This is a genomic window from Roseicyclus sp. (assembly GCF_052168335.1).
GTDB lineage: Bacteria > Pseudomonadota > Alphaproteobacteria > Rhodobacterales > Rhodobacteraceae > Roseibacterium.
Genome location: NZ_JBQLZP010000159.1, coordinates 1 through 1,256, shown reverse-complemented (window position 1 = coordinate 1,256; position 1,256 = coordinate 1). Strand labels below are relative to the sequence as shown.

Sequence of the window (1,256 nt, the reverse complement as noted above, 5' to 3'; positions counted from 1 at the left end):
AAGCCCTGGGTGAGGAAGATCGCCTCGCTCACCTCGCCGTACTGGCTGCGGCGGATGCCGGAATGGACCGCGCGCGTGCGCGGCTTCCACGTCGTCGGTTTCGGGTCGGTCGCGTCCTTCATGCCCCTGTCCTCCTTCGGCGTCAGGGCCGGGTGTCGGGGGATGTCGCCGCCCGGGCCCCATTCTCGATGGCCGGGGGCGGGCGTCGCGGCGCACTCCTCGACCTCTTTAGCGGTTTGTTTAGCGTGGCCCGCAATCCGGTTCACAAATCGCCACGTCGCGCGCCTGCGTTACGCAAGCCTCCGAACGCGGTCAAGGCGATTCAGCGGGCGCGCCTGCGTGGCGCGCGGGGCTCAGCGGGCGCGCCCGCGTGGCGCGCGGGGCACGTCATGGAAGTGTCGCGGGGGCGTAACCGAGATGTTGCGGACCACCGCTATCCGGCCACCAGATCGTGGTCGGGGCGCGGGCGGACCCATGGCACTTCTCAGCGTGAACGCAGCCGGGACGGAGATCGGGCATGTCGCCCACGGCGAGGGCGGGCTCGCCGCCGCGCTGGCCGCCCTGCCCGAGGGGCGGCCCGTCACCATCCTCGTCCACGGCTTCCGCTTCTCGCCCGAGGAGCCGGGCACGGACCCGCACGGGCACATCCTGTCGTTCCGGCCAAGCGCGGATTGCTGGAAGGCGGTGAGCTGGCCGCGCCACCTGCACCTCGACCGGCCGGACGCGGGCCTCGGCATCGGCTTCGGCTGGCGGGCGACGGGGCCCCTGCCCCGCGTCGCGGCCCGCGCGCGGGAGGCGGGCCTCTGCCTCGCCCGGACAATGGCCGCGATCCACGCGCGCCGCCCCGACGCCCCGGTGCAGGTGATGGCCCACTCCCTCGGCGCGCGCGTCGCGCTCTCGGCGCTGGCCCGCGCGCCCGAGGGCGCGGTGCGGCGCATGATCCTGATGTCGGGGGCGGAATACCGGGATGCCGCGCGGGCGGCGCTGGCCGCGCCGGGCGCCGCACGCTACGAGGTCCTGAACGTCACGAGCGGCGAAAACGCGCCCTTCGACCTCCTCTTCCGGCTCGCGGCGCCGCCCCCGCGCCTGACCGACCGTCCGCTTTCGGCAGGCCTGCCGGAGCTCGCGCGCTGGACGGACCTGCCGATCGACACCGCGCAGGGGCGCGCGGCGCTGGCGCGTCTCGGCCACCGCATCGCGCCGCCCGCCACGCGCGTCTGCCACTGGTCGGGATACATGCGCCCGGGCCTCTTCGC

1 protein-coding gene and 1 riboswitch are annotated in these 1,256 nt (G+C 75.0%); the gene reads left to right on the top strand.

Annotation, left to right across the window (positions count from 1 at the left end; translation table 11 throughout):
- Window positions 1–207 precede the first annotated feature (207 nt).
- Window positions 208–286, bottom strand: a riboswitch (SAM riboswitch).
- Window positions 287–474: 188 nt separating this feature from the next.
- The coding region (locus ACTS11_RS04960; RefSeq protein ID WP_442639236.1) for a hypothetical protein at window positions 475–1,256 on the top strand (782 nt) is incomplete at its 3' end.